The sequence below is a fragment of the Ruegeria meonggei genome, from assembly GCF_900172215.1.
GTDB classification, from domain to species: Bacteria; Pseudomonadota; Alphaproteobacteria; order Rhodobacterales; family Rhodobacteraceae; genus Ruegeria; species Ruegeria meonggei.
The window spans coordinates 17,497-40,481 of the sequence record NZ_FWFP01000010.1 but is presented as its reverse complement, the minus strand read 5'-3'; the positions used below and the strand labels follow the sequence as shown (position 1 = coordinate 40,481).

At 58.0% G+C, this 22,985-nt stretch carries 23 protein-coding genes and 1 tRNA gene; 4 read left to right on the top strand and 20 right to left on the bottom strand.

Annotation, left to right across the window (positions count from 1 at the left end; all coding sequences use genetic code 11):
• Positions 1–17: 17 nt before the first annotated feature.
• Positions 18–93, top strand: a tRNA-Trp gene (locus tag RUM8411_RS16105).
• A gap of 129 nt (positions 94–222) precedes the next feature.
• Complete coding sequence (gene lptF / locus RUM8411_RS16100; protein WP_085823744.1) at positions 223–1,362, top strand: LPS export ABC transporter permease LptF; 1,140 nt, start codon at positions 223–225, stop codon at positions 1,360–1,362.
• Here lptF and RUM8411_RS16095 read toward each other — a convergent pair.
• Positions 1,353–2,186: a LysR family transcriptional regulator gene (locus RUM8411_RS16095; RefSeq protein WP_085823743.1), complete on the bottom strand. Its 834-nt coding sequence runs from the start codon at positions 2,184–2,186 to the stop codon at positions 1,353–1,355. The two genes, lptF and RUM8411_RS16095, sit on opposite strands and share 10 nt — an antisense overlap.
• Positions 2,187–2,287: 101 nt before the next feature.
• Between RUM8411_RS16095 and RUM8411_RS16090 the strand changes: the two genes are divergently transcribed.
• Complete coding sequence (locus RUM8411_RS16090; RefSeq protein WP_085823871.1) at positions 2,288–2,878, top strand: HD domain-containing protein; 591 nt, start codon at positions 2,288–2,290, stop codon at positions 2,876–2,878.
• On the opposite strand, the gene speB is transcribed toward RUM8411_RS16090, so the two are convergent.
• The 10 genes from speB to RUM8411_RS16040 form a co-directional block, all read right to left on the bottom strand.
• On the bottom strand, positions 2,875–3,717 hold the full coding sequence (gene speB, locus RUM8411_RS16085) for an agmatinase (RefSeq protein WP_085823742.1): 843 nt from the start codon (positions 3,715–3,717) through the stop codon (positions 2,875–2,877). The genes RUM8411_RS16090 and speB overlap by 4 nt on opposite strands.
• Positions 3,714–4,883: a carboxynorspermidine decarboxylase gene (gene nspC / locus RUM8411_RS16080; protein WP_085823870.1), complete on the bottom strand. Its 1,170-nt coding sequence runs from the start codon at positions 4,881–4,883 to the stop codon at positions 3,714–3,716. The genes speB and nspC overlap by 4 nt, the downstream gene beginning before the upstream one ends.
• 106 nt (positions 4,884–4,989) lie before the next feature.
• Positions 4,990–6,213 (bottom strand): saccharopine dehydrogenase family protein, encoded by a 1,224-nt coding sequence (locus tag RUM8411_RS16075; RefSeq protein WP_085823741.1) that lies wholly within the window; start codon positions 6,211–6,213, stop codon positions 4,990–4,992.
• A 22-nt stretch (positions 6,214–6,235) separates the two neighbouring features.
• Positions 6,236–8,125: a biosynthetic arginine decarboxylase gene (gene speA, locus RUM8411_RS16070; protein WP_085823740.1), complete on the bottom strand. Its 1,890-nt coding sequence runs from the start codon at positions 8,123–8,125 to the stop codon at positions 6,236–6,238.
• Between the two features lie 101 nt (positions 8,126–8,226).
• A complete protein-coding gene (locus RUM8411_RS16065) occupies positions 8,227–9,312 on the bottom strand; it encodes a DUF1513 domain-containing protein (protein ID WP_085823739.1) in 1,086 nt (361 codons plus the stop codon).
• Positions 9,313–9,315: 3 nt separating this feature from the next.
• Positions 9,316–10,326, bottom strand: a complete 1,011-nt coding sequence (locus RUM8411_RS16060) for an imelysin family protein (protein WP_085823738.1) — start codon at positions 10,324–10,326, stop codon at positions 9,316–9,318.
• 3 nt (positions 10,327–10,329) lie between these two features.
• Positions 10,330–11,865, bottom strand: coding sequence for a di-heme oxidoreductase family protein (locus RUM8411_RS16055; protein WP_200818594.1), 1,536 nt, complete (start codon positions 11,863–11,865; stop codon positions 10,330–10,332).
• Complete coding sequence (gene bfr, locus RUM8411_RS16050) at positions 11,837–12,322, bottom strand: bacterioferritin (protein ID WP_085823736.1); 486 nt, start codon at positions 12,320–12,322, stop codon at positions 11,837–11,839. The genes RUM8411_RS16055 and bfr overlap by 29 nt, the downstream gene beginning before the upstream one ends.
• Positions 12,270–12,563 carry a (2Fe-2S)-binding protein gene (locus RUM8411_RS16045; RefSeq protein WP_085823735.1) on the bottom strand — a complete coding sequence of 98 codons (294 nt, stop codon included), beginning with the start codon at positions 12,561–12,563 and terminating at the stop codon, positions 12,270–12,272. Before RUM8411_RS16045 ends, bfr begins: the two co-directional genes overlap by 53 nt.
• Before the next feature lie 132 nt (positions 12,564–12,695).
• Entirely contained in the window at positions 12,696–13,967 is a 1,272-nt protein-coding gene (locus RUM8411_RS16040) for an imelysin family protein (RefSeq protein ID WP_085823734.1), read from the bottom strand.
• A gap of 245 nt (positions 13,968–14,212) precedes the next feature.
• On the opposite strand from RUM8411_RS16040, the gene RUM8411_RS16035 reads away from it, so the two are divergent.
• Positions 14,213–14,737, top strand: coding sequence for a ZrgA family zinc uptake protein (locus RUM8411_RS16035; RefSeq protein ID WP_085823733.1), 525 nt, complete (start codon positions 14,213–14,215; stop codon positions 14,735–14,737).
• Between the two features lie 61 nt (positions 14,738–14,798).
• On the opposite strand, the gene RUM8411_RS16030 is transcribed toward RUM8411_RS16035, so the two are convergent.
• From RUM8411_RS16030 to pobA, 9 genes are all read right to left on the bottom strand, one after another.
• Positions 14,799–16,190, bottom strand: coding sequence for a TRAP transporter large permease (locus RUM8411_RS16030; RefSeq protein WP_085823732.1), 1,392 nt, complete (start codon positions 16,188–16,190; stop codon positions 14,799–14,801).
• Complete coding sequence (locus tag RUM8411_RS16025) at positions 16,183–16,680, bottom strand: TRAP transporter small permease (RefSeq protein WP_085823731.1); 498 nt, start codon at positions 16,678–16,680, stop codon at positions 16,183–16,185. The genes RUM8411_RS16030 and RUM8411_RS16025 overlap by 8 nt, the downstream gene beginning before the upstream one ends.
• A gap of 60 nt (positions 16,681–16,740) precedes the next feature.
• Positions 16,741–17,775: a TRAP transporter substrate-binding protein gene (locus RUM8411_RS16020; protein ID WP_085823730.1), complete on the bottom strand. Its 1,035-nt coding sequence runs from the start codon at positions 17,773–17,775 to the stop codon at positions 16,741–16,743.
• A gap of 74 nt (positions 17,776–17,849) precedes the next feature.
• Positions 17,850–18,911 (bottom strand): 3-carboxy-cis,cis-muconate cycloisomerase, encoded by a 1,062-nt coding sequence (locus tag RUM8411_RS16015; protein WP_085823869.1) that lies wholly within the window; start codon positions 18,909–18,911, stop codon positions 17,850–17,852.
• 115 nt (positions 18,912–19,026) lie between these two features.
• Entirely contained in the window at positions 19,027–19,878 is an 852-nt protein-coding gene (locus RUM8411_RS16010; protein WP_085823729.1) for a 3-oxoadipate:acetyl-CoA acetyltransferase, read from the bottom strand.
• Positions 19,871–20,470, bottom strand: coding sequence for a protocatechuate 3,4-dioxygenase subunit alpha (gene pcaG / locus RUM8411_RS16005; RefSeq protein WP_085823728.1), 600 nt, complete (start codon positions 20,468–20,470; stop codon positions 19,871–19,873). Before pcaG ends, RUM8411_RS16010 begins: the two co-directional genes overlap by 8 nt.
• 2 nt (positions 20,471–20,472) lie before the next feature.
• The gene (gene pcaH / locus RUM8411_RS16000) at positions 20,473–21,198 is read right to left on the bottom strand and encodes a protocatechuate 3,4-dioxygenase subunit beta (protein ID WP_085823727.1); all 726 of its coding nucleotides are present in this window, start codon (positions 21,196–21,198) and stop codon (positions 20,473–20,475) included.
• Positions 21,195–21,578 carry a 4-carboxymuconolactone decarboxylase gene (gene pcaC, locus RUM8411_RS15995; protein ID WP_085823868.1) on the bottom strand — a complete coding sequence of 128 codons (384 nt, stop codon included), beginning with the start codon at positions 21,576–21,578 and terminating at the stop codon, positions 21,195–21,197. Before pcaC ends, pcaH begins: the two co-directional genes overlap by 4 nt.
• A 23-nt stretch (positions 21,579–21,601) precedes the next feature.
• A complete protein-coding gene (pobA, locus tag RUM8411_RS15990) occupies positions 21,602–22,771 on the bottom strand; it encodes a 4-hydroxybenzoate 3-monooxygenase (RefSeq protein WP_085823726.1) in 1,170 nt (389 codons plus the stop codon).
• Positions 22,772–22,985 lie beyond the last annotated feature (214 nt).

The window sequence follows — 22,985 nt, the reverse complement described above, 5'->3', positions numbered from 1 at the left end:
TATCTGATGCGCACCATAGGGGTATAGCTCAGTTGGTAGAGCGACGGTCTCCAAAACCGTAGGTCGCGGGTTCGAACCCTGCTGCCCCTGCCATATCCCGGAAATCACAAAACAAGCAGGCGCTTTCGCAACGCAAATTCTCGCGTGCCTTTCAATGGCGGTTTCCTCGATCCTGCGAATGGAATACTGTCCGCTGGAACGTGAACAGACGGATGGAGTTACATGTCGCGCTTTGATGGTTATTTCCTGCGGCAACTGCTGATTCTGTTCGGCTTTTTCACCCTGGTTCTGGTGGGCGTGTTTTGGATCACGCGATCCGTTAGCCTGTTTGATCGTGTGATCAGCGGCGGCCAATCGGCCATGGTGTTTCTGGAGTTCACCGCGCTGACCCTGCCGACACTGATCCGGACTGTCATGCCCATGGCGGTGTTTGCTGCTGCGGTCTATGCCACCAACCGGTTGAGCCGCGAAAGCGAGCTGACTGTGATGCTGGCCACCGGTTCCAGCCCGTGGCGCTTGGCGCGCGCGGTGTTTCTGTTCGGCCTTGTGGCGGGGTTGATGATGGCTGTCATCAGTGTGTTTCTGCGCCCAGCTTCTGTTGAACAGCTGGAACAGCGCCAAGCCGAAGTTGCCGGCGACGTGACAGCTCAGCTGCTGAATGAGGGCGAATTTCTGCACCCGACACAAGGTGTGACCGTCTATATCGGTAGGATTGACCTTGACGGCACGTTGCATGAGGTGTTCGTTTCCGACCGTCGTGTCGGGCAAAATCCGGTCAGCTACTCCAGCAAAACGGCCTATCTGGTCAACAACGGTGCCGGTATTCACCTGGTAATGGTGGATGGCATCGCCCTGCGCCTGGACCAGCAGGGCAGGGTATTGTCCTCGACCCTGTTCGAGGATGCGTCCTACGATATTTCCGCGCTGACCAATACCAGCAGCACGGCTGAACGCAGTCTCGAGGCAGTTCCCACGTTTGAGCTTTTGCAGTACCGCGACACCATCAGTGCCGCCGAAGGGTTTACCGAGGGTGAGCTGATCGACGAGTTACATCAGCGGTTTTCCTGGATTGCCATCTGTATCGCGGTGGCTATGGCGGGCTATGCAACGCTGATGCTGGGTAGTTTTTCCCGTTTTGGGCTGTGGCCTCAGATACTGGGCGCTTTCACGATCCTGATCTTGCTGGAAGGTGTGCGCGGCTTTGTCTCGCCGGTGGTAATCGATGACCCAAAGCTCTGGATATTGTTATACTTGCCTGCGATTATGGGCATTCTGATTTCGTGCTTTTTTCTGCTGATCGCGGGGCGCCCTCTGGTGCCGGCCAGATCGCGAGGGGCAAACGGGGCGGTGCCTCAGGCCTGATCGTCTTTGCGCAAATCGGTCAGGCAGGTCAAAATGTCGGCCGCCGTAGTGCTGCCTTTGCGAGTTACCAGGTAATGCGGTAGCAACAGTTCCATTGCCCCGGCGACGGGGGCAAGATCACCTGCCAATATCTGATCGCGGATGACATATTCCGGGAAATACCCAGTTCCACCCCGGCGCAAGACATAGCGCAGAGCCATCATGCAATTGCCCAGAAAAACCGTCTGTCCCGTGGCACGCCGCGCAGCCGAGCGGACGTGATCCTGATAGATCTCGCCCAGTTCCAGATTGACGAAAACAGGGTCGACCGGGACAGGCGTTGTCACCAGTATCAGGCGTTCCGGGCCCAGGTCATGGGATTGAACCCTCGGGTCCAGCGGGCGTTCATGGGTCAATGCCGCGTCCAGAACATGGGTGGCGACGGCTTCGACCATGTTCAGATCATGGTCGTAATTGAGCGTCAGCAACAGTTGACCAAAGTGTAGCTCGAACTGCACAGCCAAATCGACCAGCAGGGGGTCCCAGATGCTAAGCTGTGCGCCAAGACGCAGTGCGGTGCGGTTTTGCGTCTGTGTAGGCAAATCCCGGGATGCAAAGGACCAAAGCGATATCATCTGCTCGGCATAGGGGCGGAACTGTTGACCGAACTCAGTCAGACTGGTGCCCCCGGCCCCTCGGGTGAACAGGGGTTTTCCGGTTTCCTCTTCGATCAGCCGGATGCGGGCGCTGACCGCGGTTTGGGTCACGTTCAGTTTGCGAGCTGCCGCATGGAAGCCACCGGTATCGGCGACGCATAGAAAAGTCTCGATGGCTTTGATCTGCATTGTGACAGTATTTTTTGATCAAGTTGATAAAATCAATTCATTTTTTTCAATACCGAAACAGCGATACGTTCGGGCCAGCAGATCAGCCAAAGGACCGCGCCATGCTGGACAAAAGCCATAAACCCACCTGGACCAGTTTCGAACAGGCGACCAAAGCCGACTGGGACGCCGTGATGGAGTATGAAGAGGCGTATAACGCCGCCCTGCCGGATCGCATTTTGGATGCGATCCGCTCTCTGGATGAGGATTGGACGCCGTATCCAATCAACCGCTACGAACACAGCCTGCAAGCCGCGACCCGGGCTTATGAGGATGGTGCCGACGAAGAACTTGTGGTCGCCGCGCTGATCCACGACACCGGTGATATTCTGTCCCCCTACAATCATGGTGAGTTGTCAGCGGCGATGATGAAGCCCTATGTCAGCGAAAAAACCCATTGGATCCTCAAGCATCACTGCGTGTTTCAGGGTTATTACTATAATCATCACCTCGGCGGCGACCGCAACGCCCGCGACAGGTATCGCGATAGCCCCTATTGGGAGGATTGCCGATACTTCTGTCACGAATACGATCAGAAAGCGTTTGACCCTGAGTACCCGACCAAACCGTTGGAGTTCTTTGAGCCGATGCTGCGCCGTGTGTTGAACAAGGGCGACGGGCATATGGAGCTGAACGAAAAAGCTGAGGGTTAGCAGGCGGCCATCAGGCGATAGACGATCTGCGCGGCGGTAAAATCCCAGGCGGCGTTGCCGTTGGGGGCCAGCTCGACCACATCGAAGCCCACGCATTTGCGGTCTTTCAAAGCGTGTTCGACAAGGCGCAGCGCCTGATAATACCCCAAGCCTCCGGGGACCGGAGTGCCGGTGGCGGGCATCAGAGCCGGGTCCAGCCCATCGACATCAAAACTGACATAGACCAGCTTGGGGAAATCCTCGGGCAGGTCGACTGCGTGGATGTTGCCGGTGACCAAGTCCTCGGCGTCGACGTGGAAGACGTGGTTTTTCGCGCGGCTTTGTGCCTCTTCGCTTGAAAAGGCACGCACGCCGAACTGGGCCAGTCGGACGCCTTCTCCAGCCAGCAGATGCATGACCGAGGCATGGCTGTGTTTCTCACCCTGATAGGCATTGCGCAGGTCTGCGTGGGCGTCGATCTGGACGATGCCGAGCGGTTGCCCCAATGCGCGGGCTACGCCCATGACCGCGCCATAGCTGAGCGAATGCTCTCCACCCAATGTCACCGGAACCTTGCCCGCCCGCACCGCCGCCTCGGTGCGTTGGGCGAGGCGTTCCATGATCTCGGACAGGGCGGCGTCGCAATCCACGGGCGTTTCGGTGAAAATCCCTTCGACGCATGGCTCGGCGTGGCCGGTGATGCGTTCCAACTCGTTGCTGGCTTCAATGATTGCCTCGGGGCCTTTGGCGGTACCGGACCCATAAGAAACGGTGCGTTCCAGTGGCACTGGGATCACGCGAAACCGGGCGTCTTCTGAGCGTTCAGATGCGGTCAGTTCACTGTCGAGGAAAATGCTCATGAAAGTCGGTCCTTGAAGTCGTCATAGCCGAAGGTTCTGATGATGTTGAGCTCGTCGGTTTTGCTGTTCCACAGGGCGATGGTGGGCAGGGGGACGCCGTTGAATGTGTTGGTTTTCACCATCGAGTAATGCGCCTGATCAAGAAAGGCAAAGCGTTGGCCGATCTGCAACGGTTGGTCCCAGGTGTAGTCCCCGATGACATCGCCTGCCAGACAAGACGGCCCGCCCAGTCGGTAGGTATGGCCGGGTTCGACCTCATCCATCAGGGCGGGGCGATAGGGGGCTTCGATCACGTCGGGCATGTGGCATGTGGCCGAGATATCGGTGATCGCGAGGTTCATTCCATTGGTCGGCAGGTCGAGGATTTCACCGACCAGAATCCCCGCGTCCAAAGCGACGGCCTCACCGGGTTCAAGATAGACTTCGACCGCGTGTTCCTCGCGGATTGTCTTGATGAAGGCGATCAGCCCCTCGCGGTCATAGTCGTCGCGGGTGATGTGATGCCCGCCGCCGAAATTCAACCATCTGAGCTGCCCCATGAAAGGTGCCAGTTTGGGCGCGACGGCCTGCCATGTGCGTTGCAACGGTTCGAACCCCTGCTCACATAAGGTATGCATATGCAGGCCATCGACTCCGGTTAGAACCTCTTCGGTCAATTGCCTGACCGGGGTTCCCAATCGAGAGCAGGGCGCGCAGGGGTCGTATTTTGCAATCTCGCCCTCGGAATGCTCCGGGTTGATGCGCAAACCGACCTGCACACCTGCTGCTTGGGCTTTGGCCAGGAATCGATCCTTTTGAGCTATAGAATTAAAGATGATGTGGTCGGACAATGACAGGATCTCGTCGATGTCAGCGTCTTTGTACCCGGCGCAGAAGGTGGCGACCTCACCGCCATATTCTTCACGACCCAGTCGCGCCTCGTAAATACCGCTGGCGCAGGTGCCACCAAGGTGCCGGCGGATCAGCGGCGCCAACGAGAACATCGAAAACGCTTTGAGCGCGCTGAGGACATGTGCCCCGGACTGCTTGCCGATCTCGGCGAGGATGCTCAGGTTGCGCTCGACGGCTTTTTCGTCGACCACAAAACAGGGTGTTGGCACGCGGTTGAGGTCGAAATCGCGGAAAGCACCGGCATCGCCCGCTTGAGTGGTCATCATGTCGGACATAACCAGCATCTCCGTTGAATGGAGAGGCCGGGGGGCTCTGCCCCCGGACCCCCGGGATATTTTTAGCCAGATGAAGCAGGGCGGTCGCGCTGACCGCGCCGAGGGATCAGAAGTCGAGCGGGCCGTCTAGCTCGTGGACCTGCCAGGGAAGTCCGTGTTCGTTCAGCATGTCCATGAAGTCATCCGGATCAAGCTGCTCCATGTTCCACACACCGGGTTGGGTCCAGTTGCCTTTCAGCACCTGCGCCGCCCCGATCATGGCAGGAACGCCGGTGGTGTAGCTGACGGCTTGTGATCCGACCTCGGCAAAGCATTCTTCGTGGTCGCAGATGTTGTAGATGTAGTAGGTCTTTTCGCCCGAGCCATCCTTGGCCTGGCCCGTGGCGATATCGCCGATACAGGCTTTGCCCTTGGTCTCTTGACCCAGATCGCCGGGATCGGGCAGTAGAGTTTTCAGGAACTGGATCGGGATGATTTCTTTGCCGTCATGCATCACCGGATCAATGCGGGTCATGCCGACGTTTTCCAGCACTTTGGCATGGGTGATATAGGCGTCGCCAAAGGTCATCCAGAACCGGGCGCGCTCGATCTCGGGGAAGTGAGTGCTGAGGCTTTCCAATTCCTCATGGTACATCAGGTACATGTTCTTTGGCCCGATGGCGGGGAAATCATATTCGACCTTATGGGTCATCGCCGGGCTGTGGTGCCATGTGCCGTTTTCCCAGTGGCGGACTTCGGCCAGCACTTCGCGTAGGTTGATTTCCGGGTTGAAGTTGGTGGCGAATTCCTGATCGTTGGTGCCGCCATTGGCATCCAGCACGTCGATCTGGCGGATCGTGTCCAGCTTGTGTTTCTTCAGCCATGTGGCGAAGACGGACGTGACGCCCGGATCGAAGCCCGAGCCGAGAATGGCGGTCAGACCAGCCTGTTTGAACCGCTCCTGATAGGCCCATTGCCAGTGGTATTCGAACTTGGCCTCATCCTCGGGTTCATAGTTCGCGGTGTCCAGATAGTGGATGCCGGCCTCAAGGCAAGCGTCCATCAGCACCAGATCCTGATAGGGCAGGGCAAGGTTCACAAGAAGTTCAGCGCCGGTTTCACGGATCAGCTTGACTGTGTCCGCGACCTTATAGGCGTCCAGCTCCGCGGTGGCGATGTCAACACCGACACGTTGTTTCACTGCCGTGGCAATGGAGTCGCATTTCGACTTGGTGCGGCTAGCCAGCGTAATCTCGGTGAAGATGTCCGAATTCATCGCCATCTTGTGCACGGCCGCGTGTGAAACGCCGCCCGCACCGACAACCAGTGTTTTGCCACTCAAAGTGCCCATGGGGTCATCTCCTCTCAGGGGGTTATTCGTAATAGGTGTAGCCGTTGATTGAATCGCGATAGGCGCTCATCAAGGTTTTTCGTTCACTGGCCTTCAGGGTACCGGTTGAGATCGCCTCGTCCACCATTTTACGGAAGGCAGCAACGCAATCGGTTGGATCGAACTCGACATAAGACAGAACCTGACTGATCGTGTCGCCCTCTTGTTCATGCAGCAAGTCAAAGCCACCATCAGCACGCAGGTCAATGGTGACCACATTGGTGTCACCGAACAGATTGTGCAGATCGCCCAGTGTTTCCTGATAGGCGCCGACAAAGAAGACGCCCATGAAATACTCGCCCGCTTCAGGCAGGGAGTGCACCGGCAGGCTGGGTGAGACGCCATCAGCCAGAATGAACCGGTCAATCTTGCCGTCGCTGTCGCAGGTGATGTCGGACAGCACCGCACGACGATCCGGGGTTTGGTTCAAGCCCTGCAGCGGTACGATTGGGTGAAGTTGGTCGATGGCCCAGACGTCGGGCAGCGATTGGAACAGCGAGAAGTTGCAGTGATAGATATCCGCTACTTTCTCAAGCTGTTCGTCCACATCCGTGTCCAGATCATCGCTGGCGGCCAGCGCCTTGAGCCGCGCCATCAGAGACAGGTAGATGCGTTCGGCCCGGGCCATCTGACGCAGGTCGACATAGCCGCGCCGGAAAAGGGCGCGCAGCTCGTTGCGATAAAAACTGGCGTCGTTCCAACATTCCTGCAGGCGGTCGCTGCTGAGGTATCCGTGCACGGCGGCAAGGTCCGACACCATGTGATGGTCCTCTGGTTCCACCTCGGGGCCGTTTGGCGCGTCATAGAGCGTGCTTTCGAGCACGTTGAACACCAGCATCGAAGAAGTCGCCACCACCGCGCGGCCGCTTTCAGTGACCAGCGTCGGATGGGCCACGCTGGCCTCATCCATTGCGTAAGCCACGGTTTCCACGACGTTGGCACAGTATTCCTCGACCGTGTAGTTGATCGAGTTTTCTGCCGCCTTTTTCTCTCCGGTATAGTCAACGCCCATGCCACCACCAAGATCCAGATGGGTCAGTGGAACTCCTTCGCGTGTCAGCTCGGTGTAATAGCGGCAGGCCTCACCCACTGCGCGGCGCACATCGTTGACGTCCTGTACCTGCGATCCAAGGTGCGAATGCTGCAATTTCAGGCAATGCAACAGGCCGGCTGCTTTCAGTTTGTCCACCACGGCAACCAGTTGATCCGTATTCATGCCAAAGGCGGAACGATCGCCCGAGCTTTCTTCCCACTTGCCGCTGATCTGGTTGGTCAGTTTTACGCGCACGCCGATCAAAGGCTCAATGCCCAGCTCGTTATAGACCTCGATGACTGTGTCAGCTTCTTTCGGGCTTTCCAAAACGATAACCGTATTGAACCCGATCTTGCGGCTGAGGATGGCCAGTTGAATGAATTCCGCATCCTTGACGCCATTGCAGACGATCAGCGCTTCATGTGCCAGTCGATGAGCCAGGGCAATCACCAGCTCGGGTTTCGACCCCGCCTCAAGCCCGTAGCTGTATTTCTTGCCGAACTCGACGATCCGATCGATGACCTGCGCCTGCTGGTTCACCTTGATCGGGAACACACCGCGATAGCTGCCCTTGTATCCGGTGCGGGCAATCGCATCGGCAAAACTATCATTGATATGGGCGATTTCATGTTCCAGATAAGAACTTATGCGCAGGATCATTGGCGCCTTGATGCCGCGCTGATCCAGATCGTTCAGGATACCCGGCAGGCTGATCGCCGCCGCCTTGGGTGCCATGGGGTTGCGCAGACCAATCTCGCCCTGCTCCGTCACCTCGATGAGGCCCTTGCCCCATTTCTCAACTCCGTAAATGGAATGCGGTGCGTCGGGCGTCTGTTTCAATCACGTCAATCCTTGTCGGTCAGAGGGTCAGCTTCGCGCCCGCCAATACGGCAGCAATTTGATTCGTCCAAGCCTAAACTATGTGGCGGGGAAAACCGAGATTAAGCGGGTCCGCGAATGGGTATCAGGTGATTGTCCCATTGGCATCGCGGCTGGGCAAAGGTCTTGGCCTTGCCGTTGCGCAGACGCCCAACAAGCCCAGTGCCGGTCGTATAGACAAATCCGCCGGTTCCGGGTCCGAGACCGCAGACATCCTCAAGCGGAAAAACACCTGAAAGTTGACCATCGTCGACAGTGAACCGGTGCAAGGCATTGCCACGCGGGCAGGTGATCGCGACGGTTTGGCCGTCCCCGGCAAAGGCGATACTGCCGGCATAGCCCTGCAGCGTTGAGTGATCGGCCACGGGCGCAGACAGCAGGTGCGGTGCGTCACCCTGCCGGTGCAGGCCCAGCAAGGGTGGATGTTGGGAAGTCTCCCCCTGCCATTGCATCGCGAACCCCACCAGCCCGTCCCGCCGTACGCAGAGATGGCGGATCGAGTTCTTATGCATCGCACGAGGCAGTTCCACCTGTTCCAGCACCCTTCCGGACAGGTTCAGATAGCTTAGCCGGGACCGCATAACCGGTAGGTTCAGTTTGCTGCGCCCGGTGTCGGGGTGGGTTTCAATGCCGCCGTTTGCGACGACCAAAGTCTGGCCGTCCGGCATCAGGCGCATGTCATGCGGACCGACCCCGCCCGAGGGGAACTCACCCAAGCGGGTGTAGCTTTGACTGTCCCAGATGCCGATTACACCCTCACCGGCCTCAAAGTTGTTCTCGGTGGTGAACAACTTGTTCCCGTTTGCGGAAAATACGCCGTGGCCGTAGAAATGGCGGTTTTTGGGCGCCTCCAGCCGGGCGGTTTCCCTGCCAGTGGTGCAATCAATGACCACCGCGAATGTACCGGGGCGGCGGGCAAAGGCCACCGCTTGCGCCCGATAGGGATGGGCCGCAGCCGCGTGTCCACGAGCGGGCAGAGGCAACGTGAACAGGATTTCTCCGTTAATATCCAACCCGGCGAGCCGATAGGACCCGTCCGGAAACAGCGCAGCCGCCAGATAGTCCGGTGCGCCGACCGACGCCCAGCCGCGTACCGGCGCAAGGCTTGCAGCGGCCAATCCGGCCAGAAAGTGGCGGCGGTTGGTCAAGGCTCAGTCCCCGTCCAACGAGTTGAAGCCTGCGTTAATGCCCAGTGTCGGCCCAAGCTCGGCCGAGGCAATAGCGCGGATGTCGTTGATGGATTGCTGCAATGCCTCAACCCGGAATCGGCCTTGTGGGGTGGCAACCCCGGCCAAGGCGGGATCGTCCAGCGATTGCGCACTGGCGATGGCCTTGGCAAAGGCTGCGTCCAGATCGGCTGCGATTCCGGGGTAGTCCGCCGACAAATGCGCGGCCAGATCACGCAGAGCGATCAGCGACAGCTCCACATGGCGCAGAGACCGGTCCGACCGTCGCGCTTCAGCGCGGTTGGGGCGGGGGCGGTCGAATGTGCCCATGGGGCGACCAAGTCTAGTGTCACCGGTGAATTCCAGACCGGTCGTCAGGGCTCGATACAGCTCTTGCATGGCCTCGTCTTCGGACCGGTAAGGGCCGCTTTCGCCTGGTCGGGTCAGGGTTATCGCGTATATAGCCCAATCGGCATCAATCGCATGGGCGTTGTTGTCGATATCCGTGGCGATAGCCTGGATCAACGCACAACGGTACGGTGCCGCCCCCTGATCCGTGAATTTTGGATCAAACAGCATCTGTTCCAACGCAAAAAAGCCGCGCCCAGCGACCGAGGTTTCGGCAAACTCTGCCGGGGTTTCAACGGACGCGTCCTCGGATGCAATCAGACCGGACAGTGCTTTGGGAGTAAAGCCCTTGGTGTCAGGCCAAAACGCCAGTGAAAAGGCACGGTCCTGCACTTCAGTGGGGCCAAACCGCAAGTGACTGACCGAAATCCAGCTGTCAAAAGCGGTGTGATAGGCCGCCTGCAATCTCGCTGAGCCCGGCGAGCAATCTGTCTGCGCTGCCTGAGTCAGTGCCTCGGTTGCCTGTGAAAGCACGGCAAATCCCGGCAGCACATGGGTTTCGACCGTGCTGGTCAAAATCGGCCCGTGATTTTGCGCATGTGCGTGCAAGGGCAATATCAGAGCAAGGGCTAAGGCAAGGGTGCGCATGGGTCAGAGGCTCTCCAAAAAGCGGATAAGGGCGTCGCGGTCGGGTTTGGGCATCGAAACGACGGTATCGCGCGCCGCCTGTGCTTCACCCCCGTGCCACAAAACGGCTTCGAGCAATGATCGCGCGCGCGCATCGTGCAGGAACTGAGTATGGCCCGAAACCTGCTGCGTCAGACCGATCCCCCACAGCGGAGGTGTGCGCCATTCGCGGCCCGTCGCGCGTGCTTCGGGGCGGTTGTCCGACAGACCCTCGCCCATATCGTGCAATAGCAGATCGGTGTACGGCCAGATCAACTGGAAACTATGCTCGGGCCGATCCTGCATGCGATGGGTGACAAAGGCAGGCGCATGGCACGAGGCACATCCGGTTTCATGAAAAACCTGCTTGCCGCGCAATACCTGTGGATCATTTGCGCCCCGTCGGGCCGGTACCGCCAGATTGCGGCTGTAGAAGGCGACGAGATCCATGCCGATCTGATCGACCTCAAACTCACGCGTGTCCCCGTCGCCATGAGGCGCTTCCACGCAATCCACTTGTGCCGGGGTGCAGTCCCCGTGCCCGGCCGGATAGAGAGGGCTAGAGATGCCGATATCCCCGGCGAAGGCCGCTGCCGATTGGTCCATGATCGTTGGCATGCCGGCCTTGTGGCCGAAGCGACCCAACATCGGTTGGTTATATTCGACCGACCAGACGATATTGGGCCGTCCGGAAATCCCGTCCCCATCCGCATCATCCGGGTCGACATTGGCCAGCAGATCTTGGACCGGGATCGCCTCAAGCAGGCCCAGCCCGATCATCTGAGGCGCTACTCGTGGGCTGAGCATGGCATCGGGATGCAGCGGACCGTATCCCAGATCAGCTGCCCTGTAGGTTGGGTGGCGCAAATTGACGGTCTCACCGTCCGACAGTGTTACGGAGGTCTCTTGGTATGTAATGTCCAGCCTGTATTCAGCCGGGTGGCCGGGCAGGGCCAGGTCCTGCATCTGACTGCCATAATTCGGCTCGGGTCTGGTGGCGATATAGTCCTCGATCTCAGCAAACCCGTCTTTCGCGTCGCCGGGGGTCGAGATTCGCAGGAACATTGAAATCGCGTTGTCGTCGGGGCCGTTGGGCGTATGGCCGCGCCCATCCTTGATGTGGCATCGCTGGCAGGACCGCGCGTTGTAAAGCGGACCCAATCCGTCAGAGGCCAGTGTTGATGATGGCGCAGAAACCCAGATTTTCTTGAACAGCCCGTTGCCGACTTTGAAATCCAGCTCCTGCTCAAAGGCGAGGTTGGCCGAGGGCTGCGAAAACGCGTCTTCATCCGAACGCGCACGGACGGTAGCGGCCCCGGCGGGCAGGTCTTCGAACCGTTGAAGGGTGGTGAAGTCCTGCGGCGGGGCAATGGCCCGGTCTATCCGGGACTGTTCATCCAAGGTTCTCGGCTGAAAATTCAGATGAAGGTCTTGCAGTTCGGCTGACAGGCAAGGGGTGGCCGCCAGAGCGGCCACCGAAACGGCGAAAAGGCTACTCTTCCTCGTCCATTTTCGATGCATTGAGGTGCGCATAATTGGCTTCGCCAATCCTTTCATACAAGTCGAGCTGCGTTTCCAAAAAGTCGATATGGCTTTCCTCATCGCGGATCAATTGCTCGAACAGGGACATTGACGCATAGTCCGCCGCTTCTCTGCAGTAATCCCGTGCCTCTACATAAAGCGCACGCGCATCCTGTTCCGCTGCAAGGTCACATTCCAGCGTTTCCTTCGGGGTTTGCCCAATCCTGAGCGGGTCGAGCTTTTGCAGATTTGGATGGCCTTCCAGAAAGATGATCCGTTCGACCAACTTGTCCGCGTGGCCCATCTCTTCGATGCTTTCCTCGCGACTTTTCTTGGCCATGTGACCCAGGCCCCAGTCCTCCTGAAGCCTATAGTGCAGCCAGTACTGGCTGACCGCGGTCAGCTCATGCCGCAGGGATTTGTTGAGGTATTCGATGACTTTGGGATCGCCCTTCATATTCACTCTCCTGTGTTGCTTCGCTGCGAAGCGCACGAAGCTGCATGGGGACTTCCAGCCTATCGTTGGAGCGCATGGAGTCTAGGAAAAGCGGCATACACCCGCCGCAATCCGCCGATTTTCCAAGCGCATGATAGATCTTTCCGGGTGTAATCACCGTATAGGGATCCGAGGCACGCATCCAGTCGATGGCGGCGTGAATGTCAGTGTCTGAGATATTGGTGCAGTGGCATACGATCATGGCTGAGGTGCTTTGGTTTTTAATTCCTACTATAATAGTAGGTTATTTTGGAGATGTCCCGCGACAAACTGTCGGCGGGCATCCACGCTGACGAGACGCGGCATGAAAGCGCCGCGTCTCGAAGGGGGCGGTTTACTGGAAAACTGCGTCGGGATTGTCGAGGCTATCAGAGCCTTCGAAATCGATCTGATCCAGCTGCAGCGTGGTCACGATCCGCTCGATGGTTTTGGTCTGATCGATAAAGCCGTTAACGCCGCCCATGATCAGCAGCTCGCCACCTTCGTTGCCCCGCTCCAACATCTGGTCATAGGCAAATCCCGCTTCGGCAGTGGATTTCATAACGCCCAAAGCCTGCATTGTGTTTGCCAGTTTGACTTTCATCTCGGCATCCAGAGACGGGTCGCTGGCGATCACCAGATCGGACAGAGAGGCACCGTCGACAGGGGTGCCGTCAATGCGCGTATAGGTGCCCAGATACACATTCTGAACGCCAACGCCATTGTAGTAGTGGTCGTTATGGGTGTTGTCGGCAAAGCAGGAATGCTCTTCTTCGGGGTCGTTCAGCATCAGGCCCAGGCGCATACGCTCACCTGCGGTTTCGCCGTAGGACAGCGACCCCATGCCGGTCAGGATAGCGCTGACACCAGCAGCTTCATCAGCGGTCAATGCGACGCGAGCCGCGCCACCCTCGGCCCACTGAGCGGCCATCCATTCCAGATCGCTGACCAGCAGATCGGTCGCAGCGCTCAAGTACTGCGCGCGGCGGTCGCAATTGCCGCCAGTGCAGGCGTCGCCCTGTGCATAATCGCTCCAGGGGCGGTTGCCAGCGCCCGTGCCGTGACCGTTCAGGTCCTGACCCCACAGCAGAAATTCAATCGCGTGATAGCCGGTGGCCACATTGGCTTCGATTCCGTCGGCTTCGTGCAGGGTCTCGCCCAGCAATTCCGGGGTGATCTCGGCGGCGTCAATGGTTTCGCCCGACAGCTCAAAACTGGGATTGGCAATGACGTTCAGCGCGGCAAATTCGTTCTCATCAGTGGGACCGCTATAAGAAGAGTCCACGTAATCGATCAGGCCTTCATCCAAAGGCCAGGCGTTCACTTTGCCTTCCCAATCATCGACGATAGCGTTTCCGAAACGGTAGACCTCGGTCTGCTGATAGGGCACACGCGCCGCGATCCAGGCGGCACGGGCTGCATTCAGGGTTGCGTCCGACGGATCGGTGATCAGGGCGTTTACGGCCGCTTGCAGCGACTTGGCCGCAATCAGGCTGTCATCGTAATTGGCTTCGGCAATATTAGAGTAGGTACTCAGAACATCAGCCTTAGAAGGCGAATCAGCTGCTATGGCAGCAGAGGCAATTCCAAGGGCGAGAACGCTGGTAGCGGCAAATAATCTGGTCATGGGGACGGCACTTTCTTGTCAGAAACAAAGTCTCAGGCGTCGTCTGAGCGACGCGTACGGCTCGATAACTGAGTGAATTAGTCGACTATGTCAACCTGAGTTTTATTGTCAGGTAATGGATAAAATGCACTATTCGCTCTGTTTTCCATCATTTTGCTGTAGTTTTGGAAGAAGTGGGGCAATTGCGTAGGGGTTGAATCACATTAGAATGACAGGCGTGATTCCCAGTTAGGTGGTGCCCGGTTATGAAACTCTCAGTCCTTGCCCTGACCCTGATCCCTTCGATTGCATTCTCGCAATCACAAGCCACGACGGTGCATGAGCACGGAACCGGGCATGTGGTCATTGCTATGGCAGGGGCCGAGTTCTCGCTTTCGCTCGTCGTTCCGGGGGTTGATATCGTCGGGTTCGAAGGCCCGGCGGAAACCGATGATGACCGCGCCCGTGTTGCGGTGGCGATTTCCGACCTGTCAAACCCGCTGGAACTGTTTGTCTTGCCCGAAGCTGCGGGCTGTTTTGCTGCATCTGCCAACGTCACCCTGTCCGGCGAAACGCTGGGCCAGGACGTCGACGCAGCGCAGGAAGTCAACCATACCGAGTTTCAGGCTGACTATCAGATACAGTGCCAGGATATCGACGCGCTGGACGGTATTGAGTTTGCCTATTTCGACCGCTTTCCAAAGGCCAAACGGTTGAAGATACAGGTATCCCGGTCCGGAGATGCCCGGTCGCAGGAAGTCACGTCCGACCAGCGCAATTTGGCGTTCTAGGCTTTTGCGCGCAAAGGATTGAGCAGGGCTTAAGCGGGTCGGTTAAAGTGCAGGTTCAGCACTATCCGCCAATCAACCTGGGCACGGCCAGTGTCAAGGCTGGGATCAGCAAGATCAGACCAACGCGAACGACCTCGGCGCCTAGAAACGGGACGACGCCCTTAAAAACAGTACCCATCGACGTATCCCGGGCGAGGGATGAGATGATGAACACGTTCAGGCCAACAGGAGGTGTGATAAGCCCCAGTTCCACAACAATCAGCGCCAATATCCCAAACCAGATTTTCAGGCTGTCGGGATCCATGCCGAAAGCCGCTGTTTCGGCGGTGACGTATTCACCTCCGTTCAGGGCAATCAGGGTTGGCCAGAAAAACGGAACGACCACAAGGATCATTGCCAGGCTTTCCATGAAGCACCCCAGGACCACAAAAATACACAGCATGATGACAAGGATCATCATCGGTTCCATGCCACTGGTTGCGGCCCATTCAGACAGGGCCTGCGGCAGCTGGGTTCGGGCAAAAAACCCTTTCAGAACTTCGGCCCCGAACAGGATCAGATAGATCATACCGCTGGTGATCGCCGTTGCGCGAATTGCTGTTAACAGGCCCGAGAATGCCAGACCTTCGCCCGTCACGGCCCGCAGTACAAACCCGTAGGCTGTGATTGTGAACACACCGATGCTTGCGGCGGGCGTGGGTGTGAAAAGGCCAAATCCCAACCCCAGGATGATGGCGCCAAAAATCGCGACAACCGGCCACAAGCGGCGGATCGCTCTGCGTTTTTCATCCTGGTCCATCTGCGTGGGTTCTGGTGCCAAAGATGGGTTGATACGCACCTGAATGGCGATGACAGCGATAAAGCCAAAGACGGCCAGAATGCCCGGCACGATTGCGGCCTGAAACATCCTCAGGATCGAGCCTTCGACGATGATTGCATAGATCACCAGAGCAACCGATGGTGGAATAAGAATACCCAGCGTTCCCCCCGCCGCCAGTGACCCTGACGCGAGGCTGGGCGCATATCCCAGCTTTTTCAGTTCGGGCAGGGAAACGCGCCCCATGGTGGCGGCTGTGGCTAATGATGATCCGCACACCGCCCCAAACCCGCCGCAGGCAGCGACCGCAGCCATGGCAACGCCGCCGCGCAACCGGGACATCAGCGCCTCGAGCCCTTTGAACAAGTCTGTGGACAGCCGCGCTTCGGCCGCGACATAGCCCATTAGAACAAACAACGGCACTACGGACAGATCATAGTTGGCGACGTTCTCCCAAAGCAGGGTTTTGAACTGTTTCAGGTAGGGAACAAACCGGATGTAGCTGACCGATTGGCTAAGAACCCATGTCCCACCAATGCCCACTGCGATCATCGCAATGCCGACGGGCATCCGAAGCAGCAGCAAGACAAACAGAACAACCAGTCCGATCACGCCGATGGAAATTGGGTCAAGCATTGGCCGCATCCCCAAAAACCTGATCCGCCGCGATCAGCGCCCACAGGATCATGGACAACAGACCGGGGATGTAAAACGGCCAGCTCGGCCAGCCCAGAACGCTGGTCACCACCTGATCCGAACGCACCTCGCGCATGCCAAAGATCATCCAATAGGCCAGAAACAGCGCAACAGCTATGGTGACGCCTAGCCACAGCAGGTCGATTGCCCGCTGCAGGGCTTGCGGCATCCGGTTGGTCAACAGCTCGACCGAAACATGCCCGCGATTGGCCTGACAATAGGGGAAAAACATCAAAGCAGCGCAGCTGATTGCCAGCTGAACGAAATCCTCATAACCGGGCAACCCGGCCACGTCGGTACCGAACAGCCCCGCGATCCGATCGAGGATAAAGGCAAAGGCATTTGTTGTCGTGACGGCCACAATCGCAAGAAGGATACCGCCCCCGAGCAGTGCAAACGCATCTGCCAGACGTCTGAGAACCACGCTCATGCTGTTTTCCCTGAAAGTCTTTTGAATGCCGGGGGATCGGAACCCCCCGGCTTTGTCAGATCACTTGCCGGAATTGGCGGCGGCAATTGCGGCGCGCGCGTTTTCAACCAGAGCCGCGCCATCAATGCCCTTTTCGCCCACCTCATCAATCCAGCGCTGGACGATCTGTTCGCTGACAGCGTTGAATTTGGCGGCCTCTTCGTCGGACAATACGATCCGCTCGACCCCGGCGGCCTCAAGCGCTTTTTCACCTCCAGCCTCAAAGCCTTCCCACATGGCACCGACATTGCCTGCGACATTGGCACCGGAATTGGCGTCGATGACGGCCTTCAGATCGTCGGGCAGGGCATCATAGGCGTCCTTGTTCATGGCGACCATGAACGTGGCGGTGCCAAAGCGGTCGCCGTTCGGAAGCTCGGTTATGGACTTGTCCAGTTCCTGCAGTTTGAGCGGCGGAACGATTTCCAGCGGGATCAGGGCCCCGTCAACCACGCCTTTGGACATCGCTTCGGGCAGGGCAGGAACCGGCATTCCGACAGGCTCTGCCCCAATACCTTCGATGATCCAGGCACCCGTGCGGCTGGGGGTGCGCAGCTTGACACCTTTTGCGTCCTCAAGGCTGGTGATCGGGTCTGACGCGGAATGGATCACATTGCCATCGTGGGTGTGCAAAAAGATGACATGCACATCGTCGAAATCCTCGGCTAGCATATCCATCGAGGCGTTCATCGCGACTGTCGTGTCAGTGGCCGACCCGGCATGAACCAGAGGCAGTTCAAACACCTCAGAGCGCGGGAACACACCCGGCGTATATCCCAAAACCGTCCAGACAATATCGGCTGAGCCGTCACGCACCTGGCTATACAGCTCGGGCGGTTTGCCCCCCATCGACATGGACGGGAAGATTTCGATGGCAATTCGGCCATCGCTGTCTTCGATAACTTTGTCCGCCCATGGCTGCAGCATACCTTTATGCGCCGCGGCGACAGGGGGCAGGAAATGATGCATCGTCAGCGTCACTTCCTGTGCCAGGCCAGCGGTCGCTGAAAGGGCCAGCGCGGCCAGCGAACTCAGCAGGGATCTCTTCATAGACATTGGTTTTCCTCCTCCAGTGTATCGCAAAGTCGCTGTTCAGGTTTCAGCGTATAGGTCCAGCAAGAGCGGCGCGATCATTTCCGCCCCTCGCCAATTGAGGTTATCTGCGTGCAAACTGTGACGGCTGCGGATAACGACCGTGCTGTCGTCTTTGCCATATTGGGCAGGATCATCCATTCCAAAGCCCAAGCGCTGCCCGACCTTTCCTGTTCATGCAAAAGGGCATGGTGCATCCCCGGCAGCTGCGTTGCGTTGTAGCGGGCGAGTGTGACCAGAAGCTCTGCCAAAATGGGGTTCTGTTTGTGGGGCATTGCCGATGATCCGCCACCGGCTTTCAGCTTAATCTCGTCCACACCCTGTTGCGCCATCAGGCTGATATCCTGACCGATTTTCCCAATGGAACTTGAGATCAGGGATAGAAGCCCCGCGTAGTCTGCAAGCCCGTCTCGGGTGACATGCCAGCATCGATCCGGCAGAGGCAGATTCAAAGACTTTGCCAGAAAAGCCGCCATTTCGCGGTTCTGTGCTCCAAGGGTCTGGCCGTCGCCAACGGGGCCGCCCATCTGCACGCATTCCACGCGGGGGCGTATCTGGGTCAGTCGGGTCAGGTGGTCTGACAGTGGCGCGATCCAGGTCTCTAACCGGTGGTCGACAGTGATTGGCAGAGCGGCCTGCATACGCGTTCGTCCCATGATCGTGTTCGATCCATGTATCGCCTTGAGCTGCTCTAGTTGATCTACCAATCGAGTCAACCGATCTGACAGCAGGTCAGAAGTTTCGCGCAATGTTATGGCCAGCGCGGTATCCATGACATCTTGCGAAGTTGTCCCGGTATGGATCGCGCCGGCGAGGAATCCCGCCTCAGCTTTGAGGCTGCGAACCAGCGCCGGGATTGGCAGCCCGTCCTGCACCGTGCCCGCATGCAAAACGACCGGATCGAGAGTGGCCTCTTCGATCCACTCCGCTGCGGCCTGCGCCTGATCTGGGGGCACAAGGCCAACGGCCCCCAGCCCACGCGAATAGGCGGCTTCAAACGCGAGCATATGGGTTAGCGACCGGTCCGGCGACCAGATCGCGTCGGCATCGGCATCACCGAACAGGCCCGAGAACCAGGGGTGTTCGAATAGATCGCTCATGACATGGATCCCTGCCAGGATCGGATGTTTGGGTCCTGAGCGTCCGTGCATTGGTGCAGGATAGGAGATTTGCCAACAGCTTCGGATAGGAGGGTGAGGCAATGCGTCCGTGACATCAGGCAACTCCCTTTCGCAATCCGAGGATTGACCGTGCCTCAGCCGTAGTAGCGATGGGGCGCTTATAAGCGTCGCAAAGCTCGACGGCTCGTGCGACCAAAGCCGCATTCGACGGGGCCAGGGTATCGCGGTTCAGGCGCACGTTATCTTCCAGACCAGTGCGTACATGCCCTCCTGCGGCAATGGACCATTCGTTCACAACGATCTGGTTCGCGCCTATTCCGGCGGCGCACCAGGGGGCATCCCCCAACAGCCTGCGGACCGTGTGCACGTAGAAATCGAACACCTCACGATCCACCGGCATAGCGTTTTTCACCCCCATCACGAACTGAACGTAAGGCACATCCTTGATTTGCCCGTTTTGGTACATCACCGCGGCGCGGAAGATATGGGACAGATCAAAAGCCTCGATCTCGGGTTTAACATCGTGCTTGGCCATTTCGCTGGCCAGCCAGTCGATCAGGTCGGGCGGGTTTTCGTAAACACGGGTCGGGAAGTTGTTTGACCCAACAGAGAGAGACGCCATGTCCGGGGCCAACGGCAGCATGCCGCCGCGTGCGTGCCCCGCACCCGACCGTCCGCCGGTCGACAACTGTACGATCATGCCCGGACAATGCGTCTCAATCCCCTGTTTGAGGTTAGCGAAACGAGTCGGGTCAGAGGTTGGATTGCCTGCGTCGTCCCGCACATGGCAGTGCGCGATTGTGGCACCGGCCTCAAAGGCCTCATGCGTGCTTTCGACCTGCTCGGACAGACTGACCGGAACGGCAGGATTATCCGCCTTGGTGGGCACGGACCCGGTGATGGCCACGCAGATGATGCAGGGGGTTTTTACGACTGTGTCAGACATCGAAGAACACTGTCTCGTTATCGCCCTGAAGGTGAATGTCGAATCTGTAACTGTCACCATTCTTCTGGGCGATAAGGGTTTTTCGCCGGCTGTCCTGCTCAATCAGGTTCAGCACCGGATCGTTTAGGTTGGTGGCCTGTTCATCGGCAAAGTAAAGCCGGGTAGTCAGCCCGACATTGATCCCACGCGCAACCAGCCAGAGGGTGATGTGAGGCGCCATCATGATGCCCGACCGCCCGGCGACCGGCCCGGGTTTTACCGTGTCGAAGGACCATTCTCCGGTCTCGAAATCCGGAATGACGCGCCCCCAACCGCGAAAGTCGGGTGCGACTTCGCCGCAACCGGGATAGGTGCCCGCCGCATCAGCCTGCCAGGCCTCAATCAACACGTCTTTGACTGGCGTGCCTGTGCCATCCAACACCTTGCCCCGCACGCTGATCCGGTCGCCTTTGGCCTGCGCGCCCGCGATATCCCGACCCAATTCCTGGCGGTAGATGTCAAACCCTGCATCCCCGGGGGCCAAACCGATATGGACGTACGGCCCGGATGTTTGCGAAGGGGTCTCTTTCAGATAATCGAGCTTCTGAGCCATGATCAGTTCCCCTCGGGTCGGTTTTCGAAGTAGGTCGAGCGATACCCGCGCAGCACAATGTCGAACTTGTACGCCAGACTGTCCAGCGGCACGGTTGCATTCAGATCCAGCGCCGCCACCAGTTGATTGATCGCGCGCTGATCCGGGATGGTGTTCACGATGGGGCATTTGGCGATCAACGGATCGCCTTCGAAATAAAGCTGCGTGATCAGCCTTTGCGCAAAGCTGGTGCCAAAGACCGAGACGTGAATATGCGCCGGACGCCAGCTGTTCACCCAATTGCGCCAAGGATAGGCCCCCGGCTTGACTGTTCTGAACGAATAACAGCCGTTTTCATCCGTAAGCGTGCGCCCGCAGCCGCCAAAATTTGGGTCTATAGCTGCCAGATAGGTGTCTTTCTTGTGCCGGTAACGTCCACCAGCATTGGCTTGCCAGATTTCCACCAGAGTGTTCGGAACGGGCCGCGTGTTTTCATCCAAAACCCGGCCATGCAGGATTATGCGCTCGCCAATCGGATCACCGGTCTTTGCGTAGTTCCGCAACAGATCCTTATCCAATGGATCTATGTCATTATGCCCGAACGTCGGTCCTGCCGCCTCGCTTGGGGTGGTTTCGAGCGACAGCAGGGCTTTACGCGGGGAACGGGTCACGCTGGTCTTGTAGTTTTGTGCATAGGCTGGCGGATGCCACTCGCGATCCCTCTGGTACAGATCCGGGAACTGGGTCATTCGGCCTCGCTTTCCATTTCGGAAAATGTTTGTTTGGCCAGCTTCACTGCCTGGTTCGCGCAGGGCACACCCGCATAAACGGCCGCGTGCATGAACGCTTGCATCACATCCTCTTGGGATGTTCCCGTGTTGGCGCAAGCCCTGACATGCATTGGAATCTCGTCAAAGTTCCGGGTAGCCGCCAGCAAGGCCAAAGTGATCATGGACCTTTCACGGGGCGAGATCGTGTCGTCGGCCCACACCGTGCCCCAGGCTGTTTCTGTAATCATGTTCTGAAACGGGGCATCAAACGCGGATTTCCCAGCTTCGGCGCGATTAACATGCGCGTCCCCCAGAACCCGGCGCCGAACAGACATTCCTGTGGCATGACGATCCATCATCGAAATCTCCTTTTGTGCGCCCATCAATACGGCAATCCGACATAGTTTTCAGCCATCGCCTTTTGCGCGGCCGTGTTGGTGCGTAGAAAATCAATCTCTGCGCGCTGTATCTTGAGGTCAAATTCCGACTGATCCGGAAAGCGATGCATCAGGGATGAAAACCACCAACTGAACCGCTCGGCTTTCCAGATCCGGGCCAGCGCATTTTGGGAATAGGCGTCAATGCCATCGCGCGATCCGTGATCGTAGTAATCGCGCAGCGCATTGTGCAGGTAATACACATCCGAGGACGCCGTGTTCAGTCCCTTTGCACCAGTGGGCGGCACGATATGGGCTGCGTCGCCGCATAGAAACAACCGTCCCCATTGCATCGGCTCGGTCACAAAAGACCTGAGCGGAGCAATCGATTTTTCGATCGAGGGCCCGGTCACAAGGTGGTCGGCGAAAGTCTTTGGGATGCGGCGTTTAAGCTCGGCCCAAAACGCGCTGTCGGTCCAGTCATCGGGGCTGTCCGACAGGGAACACTGAATGTAATAGCGGCTGAGGTTCTCATTGCGCATGGAACACAAGGCAAAGCCGCGACGGGATGAGGAATAGATCAGTTCGTCATGCACCGGCGGGGTTTCGGACAGAATCCCAAGCCAGCCAAACGGATACACTTTCTCGTACTCACGCCGAACGCTGAGCGGGATGGCCTGTCGACTGACCCCGTGAAACCCGTCGCAGCCAGCAACAAAATCAGCATCAATGCGCTGTTCCCGCCCGTCCACGCTGTAGGTGACAAAGGGGTGGTCGGTATCCGCATCATGAATTGTGACATCTTCGGTGTTGAAAATCAGCGTGCCGCCTGCGGCCTCCCGCGCCTCGTACAGATCGCGGGTCACTTCTGTCTGACCGTAAATGACTACTGGTGTACCAGTCTGAGCGTTGAAATCGATCCGAAAGCAATCATCGTCAAAGGCAATCAGGGTCCCGTCATGTTCAAACCCTTCGGCGTGCAGGCGATCAGCAACGCCTGCTTTTTCCATCAGGTTGACAAACCCCTGTTCCAGAACACCTGCACGAATGCGCCCCAGAACATAGTCTTTGGTCTTCCGTTCCAGGACGATGCTGTCGATTCCGTGGACATGCAGCAGCTGCGACAACAGCAATCCTGACGGCCCGCCGCCGATCACTACGACCTGTGTGCGCATCTGATCCTCCCCATCCGACAGGAGGCATGATCGCATTGGTTAATCCGTCATGTAAAATGATGATTTTTTCGAAATAGTTGCCAGATATGGCAGGTAAAGCATGATACCACGCGGTTTGGAGTTGAGCCTATGAAGATCAGTGCGTCACACTGCAGTTGTGGTGCCACATGTGATCACCCCTAGGAAAGCTGGAAAAGGCGGCTGTTGGCGTTGG